Below are 5,566 nucleotides of genomic sequence, written 5' to 3'. Positions count from 1 at the left end.
CCCGCGGTCGGCAAGCCGTCCGGTCGCGATGTACCCCATGCCGAACTGCGTCGGCGTAATGCGCCAGTCGTCGAGACGCGGCGCGATGCGGTCCCACGGCGTGCGCAGCCCGCCCGGCGCACCGTTATAGGCGTAGTTCTTGAAGTACACCCAGGCATTGAGCGGCGCCAGCCACCGCGGAAAATACTTGACGCCGGCGATCGCCACGCGGGCGCCGGGCTTGCCGCACGCGAGGATGCGATCGAGTGCCGCAGGCGCGCGCAGGATGTCGTGCGCATAGTGGAAGAGCAGCGCATCGACCGGCTTCGGCAGCACCAGCGCCTGCGCGGGAACGTGGAAGAGGGTGACGTTCTCCCAGCCCGTGGGCGCGATGCGCGCCTGTGCCTGCACCAGCATCTCGGCACTGTGGTCGAAGCCGTACACGTGCCCCTGCTCGCCCACGCGATCTCGCAACAGACTGAGGCTCAAGCCAGTCCCGCAGGCGACATCGAGCACGCGCTCCCCGGGCCGCAGCGCCAGCGCAGCGATCGTGCGCTCGCGGATCGACCACGTCGGCCCGCAGGTACGGTCGTATCCCGCGGCACGCTTGCGGTACTTCGCCAGCGACCGGCGGCGTATCGCCTCGTCGGGCGCGCCGTCCGCGTCGAGGGCGGTCATGGGAATCTCGGGAAAGGGGCGCAGGCCTGCACGCGCCCAAGTATTGCGAGTGGTCGGGGGCGCGTCAATCGACACACCGCGTGACCGCACACGATCAGACGATCCCCGCTCCCCTGCGTGCCGCTAAATCTGAACGGACTGGCCTCAGGGCAGCGGCACCGAGGAGTCGGTCCCCGGAAGCGGGTTGGCCGCTTCCTGCGCGTCCTGTTCTGCCGCACGCTCGGCGTCCTGCCTGCGCTCTCCCAGCGTGCTGTCGTAACAACGCGCGTACTCGGCCGTGCCGGGCGTATAGCCGGCATTCGAACACTGCTGCCCGACAAGCTGCGACGCGCATGCGCCGAGCATGACGACCAAGGATGCACAAATGGTGCAGGTGCGGATCAAGTTCGCCTTCCCGTGGATGACCGAGCCGCAGTGTAGCACTGCGGCGAGTCGCGCGGCGCTCTAGACCCGCTTTGCCTTCCGCGCCGGCGCGGCCTGCCCGAGCAGGGGCCGCAGATAGCTGCCGGTATGGCTCGCCGGGTCGCGCGCAACCTCCTCCGGCGTCCCCTGCGCGATGATGCGGCCGCCGCCGTCGCCGCCCTCGGGTCCGAGGTCGATCACCCAGTCCGCAGTCTTGATGACATCGAGATTGTGCTCGATCACCACCACGGTGTTGCCGTGGTCGCGCAGCCGGTGCAGCACCTTGAGCAGCAGGTCGATGTCGTGGAAGTGCAGGCCGGTGGTCGGCTCGTCGAGGATGTAGAGCGTGCGCCCGGTGTCGCGCTTCGACAGTTCCAGCGACAGTTTCACGCGCTGCGCCTCGCCGCCCGACAGGGTCGTCGCCGACTGACCGAGCTTGATGTAGCCGAGCCCGACCTCCAGCAGCGTGGTGAGCTTGCGCTCCACCACCGGCACCGCGTCGAAGAAGTCGCGCGCCTGCTCCACGGTCATGTCGAGCACCTCGTGGATGTTGCGGCCCTTGTACTGGACCTCCAGCGTCTCGCGGTTGTAGCGCCTGCCGTGACACACGTCGCACGGCACGTAGAGATCCGGCAGGAAGTGCATCTCGACCTTGATCATGCCGTCGCCCTGGCACGCCTCGCAGCGCCCGCCCTTGACGTTGAAGGAAAAGCGTCCGGCACCATAGCCGCGCTCGCGCGAGCGCGGCACGCCGGCGAAAAGATCGCGGATCGGGGTGAAGAGCCCCGTGTAGGTCGCCGGGTTGGAGCGCGGCGTGCGGCCGATCGGGCTCTGGTCGACGCTCACCACCTTGTCGAAGAAGTCGAGCCCTTCGAGCGCCAGGTGCGCGGCGGGCTCGACGGCGCTGCCGTAGAGGTGATGGGCGACGGCCGCGTACAGCGTGTCGTTGATGAGGGTCGACTTGCCGGAGCCCGAAACACCGGTCACGCAGGTGAGCAGCCCGACCGGCAGTTCGAGGTCGACGAGCTTGAGATTGTTGCCGCTCGCGCCTTCGAGCCGCAGCATGCGGCTGCGATCGACCGGAGTGCGCCGCTTCGGCGCCGCGATGCTGCGCTTGCCCGAGAGATACTGGCCCGTCAGCGACTGCGCGTTCGCGCTCACCTCCTGCGGCGTGCCCTGGGCGACGACGTGACCGCCGTGCTCGCCGGCACCCGGACCCATGTCCACCACGTAGTCGGCGGTCATGATGGCGTCGTGATCGTGCTCGACGACGATCACCGAGTTGCCGAGGTCGCGCAGCCGCCCGAGCGTGCCCAGCAGGCGCCCGTTGTCGCGCTGATGCAGCCCGATCGAGGGCTCGTCCAGCACGTACATGACACCGGTGAGCCCCGAGCCGATCTGGCTGGCCAGCCGGATGCGCTGGGCCTCTCCACCCGAGAGCGTGTCTGCGGCACGATCCAGCGACAGGTAGTCCAGACCCACGTTCACCAGGAACTGCAGCCGGTTGGCGACCTCGCGCACGATCTTCTCGGCGATCGCCTGACGGCGGCCGTCGAGCGCAAGCTCGGCGAAGAAGCGCTGCGCCTCCTTGAGCGGGAGTGCGCTGATCTCGTACAGCGTGCTGCCGCCGATGCGCACGTGTCGCGCCTCCTGCCGCAGACGGGTGCCTTCGCACGTTGGGCAGGGCCGCGTGTTCAGATACTTCGCGAGTTCTTCCTTCAGCGCGGCGGATTCGGTCTCGCGGTAGCGCCGCTCGAGATTCGGCACGATGCCCTCGAAGACATGCTCGCGGGTGAGCGTCTTGCCGCGCTCGGTGAGATAGCCGAAGCTCACTTTCTCCTTGCCCGAGCCGTACAGGACGACCTGCTGCGCCGCCGCCGGCAACTGCTCGAAGGGGACGTCGAGGTCGAAGCCGTAGTGCGCGGCGAGCGACTGCAGCATCTGGAAGTAGAAGTGGTTGCGGCGGTCCCAGCCCTTGATCGCGCCCGAACCGAGCGACAGGTGCGGGAAGGCCACGATGCGCTTGGGGTCGAAGAACGTGAGCGTGCCGAGACCGTCGCACGACGGACACGCCCCCATCGGGTTGTTGAAGGAGAAGAGCCGCGGTTCCAGTTCCGGTATCGAATAGCCGCACACCGGGCAGGCGAAGCGGGCCGAGAACAGGTGCCCGCGCCCGGAATCCATTTCCACCGCCAGCGTGCGGCCGTCGGCGTGGCGCAACGCGGTCTCGAAACTCTCGGCGAGGCGCTGCTTGGCGTCGGCGTGCACTTTGAGCCGGTCCACCACCACCTCGATGGTGTGTTTCTGATTCTTCGCGAGCCTGGGCAGCGTGTCGATGTCGTGCACCTCGCCATCGATGCGCAGCCGCACGAAACCCTGGGCGCGCAGCTCGTCGAACAGGTCCTGCTGTTCGCCCTTCCGCCCCACCACCAGCGGCGACAGGATCATGACGCGAGTATCGGCAGGCAGGGCCAGCACGTGGTCGACCATCTGCGACACCGATTGCGCGGCGAGCGGAATGCCGTGGGTGGGGCAATGCGGCTCGCCGACCCGCGCGAACAAAAGCCGCAGGTAGTCGTGGATCTCGGTCACCGTCCCCACCGTGGAGCGCGGATTGTGGCTGGTCGCCTTCTGCTCGATGGAAATGGCCGGGGACAGGCCTTCGATCAGGTCCACGTCGGGCTTTTCCATGAGCTGCAGGAACTGCCGGGCGTAGGCGGACAGGCTCTCGACGTAGCGCCGCTGCCCCTCGGCGTACAGCGTGTCGAATGCGAGCGATGACTTGCCGGACCCCGAAAGGCCCGTGATCACGATCAGCCGATGGCGCGGCAGATCGAGATTCACGTTCTTGAGATTGTGCGTGCGCGCGCCGCGTATGCGGATCAAATCCATGTGTGACTCGTGGTCCCGGTCAACCTACTCGCGATCTGGGCAACCTGATAATATAGCTAATTCCGATTTCCTTTCCCAACGCAGCCCTTCGGCTCATTCGCCCAGCCCGCGCCGGTGTCGCCCAGCAGCCGCATGAATCGTCTCGAGTGGCGCGCCAGCATGAGTCTGGCTTCGCTTTCCGGCCTGCGCCTGCTCGGTCTTTTCATCATCCTGCCGGTGTTCGCGGTCGACGCGCAGCACCTGCCTGGGGGATCGGACCTCACCCTGGTGGGACTCGCGATCGGCGCCTACGGCCTGACGCAGGCCGTGTTCCAGATCCCCTTCGGCTGGCTGTCGGACCGCATCGGGCGCAAGCGCGTGATCTACGGCGGATTGCTGCTGCTTGCCGCCGGCAGCTTCATCGCTGCGATCGCCCCCAACATCTGGTTCATCATCCTCGGGCGCGTGATCCAGGGCGCGGGCGCCATCTCGGCCGCCGTCGTGGCGCTCGCCGCGGACTTGACGCGCGAGGAGCACCGCACCAAGTCGATGGCGGTCATCGGCATGACCATCGGTGCCATGTTCGCGCTCTCGATGGTGCTCGGCCCGGTGCTCGATCGCTGGACCGGACTGCCCGGCATCTTCACTGTTACCGGCGTGCTGGCGTTGGGCGGCATTTTGATCGCAAAGTTCGTGGTGCCCGACCCGGCACCCGGGCAGCTCTCGCACGACCGCGACGTCGAGCCGGCACGGCTGCGAGAGGTGCTGCTGGACGGCGATCTGGCGCGGCTCAACTATGGCATCTTCGCCGTGCACGCAGCCCTCATGGCGCTGTGGGTGGTGATCCCGCCGGCGCTGCTCGCCACCGGCCTGCCGGCGGCACAGATGTGGGAAATCTATCTCCCGGTCGTCGTTCTCGGCTTCGTGCTGATGGTGCCCGCCATCGTGGTCGGCGAGCGCGGCGGCCGCGCGAAGATCGTGTTCCTCGCCGGGATCACGGTACTTCTCGCGTCGCAGCTGCTGCTCGCGCTGGGTATCGAGTGCCTCTGGAGCATCGCATTCGCCCTGCTCGTGTTCTTCACCGGTTTCAATCTGCTCGAAGCGATGCTGCCGTCGCTGGTGTCGAAGGCCGCTCCCGCCAGCGCCAAGGGCACGGCGCTCGGCGTATTCTCCAGCGTGCAGTTCCTCGGCACCTTCATCGGCGCCTCCGTGGGCGGCTTCATCTCGCAGCACTACGGTGTCGCCGCGGTGTTCGCGTTCGGCGGCCTGCTCACGCTTTCCTGGCTCGCTGTGGCGAGCGGGATGAAGCACCCGACGCAGGTGCGCACCCGCACCTTCAGCGTGCCGCGGATGGACGAATCGCGCGCGGCGGGTCTCGCCCGCCGCCTTTCGGACCTGCCGGGAGTGCGTGAAGCGCTCGTGAAAGCCGGCGAGGGTGTGGCTTATCTCAAGGTGGATGCGCGCAGCTTCGACGAAGCGTGCGTGCAGCGTGTGCTCTCAGCAGCGGAGAATTGATCATGGCATCGGTGAACAAGGTGATCCTCGTCGGCAATGTCGGGCGCGACCCGGAGACGCGTTACATGCCCAGTGGCGATGCCATGGTCAATCTGAGTCTCGCGACCACCGATCAGTGGAA

General features: G+C 67.4%; 5 protein-coding genes. 2 read left to right on the top strand and 3 right to left on the bottom strand.

The features are described from left to right. The 3 genes from JNK68_08060 to uvrA form a co-directional block, all read right to left on the bottom strand. A partial coding sequence (locus JNK68_08060; GenBank protein ID MBL8540312.1) for a methyltransferase domain-containing protein occupies positions 1–657 on the bottom strand: 657 nt, incomplete at its 3' end. A gap of 144 nt (positions 658–801) precedes the next feature. Then, positions 802–1,002, bottom strand: coding sequence for a hypothetical protein (locus JNK68_08055; protein MBL8540311.1), 201 nt, complete (start codon positions 1,000–1,002; stop codon positions 802–804). A gap of 99 nt (positions 1,003–1,101) precedes the next feature. Further along, positions 1,102–3,951 (bottom strand): excinuclease ABC subunit UvrA, encoded by a 2,850-nt coding sequence (uvrA, locus tag JNK68_08050; protein ID MBL8540310.1) that lies wholly within the window; start codon positions 3,949–3,951, stop codon positions 1,102–1,104. A gap of 132 nt (positions 3,952–4,083) precedes the next feature. On the opposite strand from uvrA, the gene JNK68_08045 reads away from it, so the two are divergent. Both JNK68_08045 and ssb read left to right on the top strand, forming a co-directional pair. Next, positions 4,084–5,445: an MFS transporter gene (locus JNK68_08045; GenBank protein MBL8540309.1), complete on the top strand. Its 1,362-nt coding sequence runs from the start codon at positions 4,084–4,086 to the stop codon at positions 5,443–5,445. 2 nt (positions 5,446–5,447) lie between these two features. Then, a partial coding sequence (gene ssb / locus JNK68_08040) for a single-stranded DNA-binding protein (protein MBL8540308.1) occupies positions 5,448–5,566 on the top strand: 119 nt, incomplete at its 3' end.

The organism is Betaproteobacteria bacterium (assembly GCA_016791345.1).
Lineage (GTDB): Bacteria > Pseudomonadota > Gammaproteobacteria > Burkholderiales > JAEUMW01 > JAEUMW01.
Note: the sequence above shows the minus strand (reverse complement) of the source record. Positions and strands in the feature narration are given on the sequence as shown.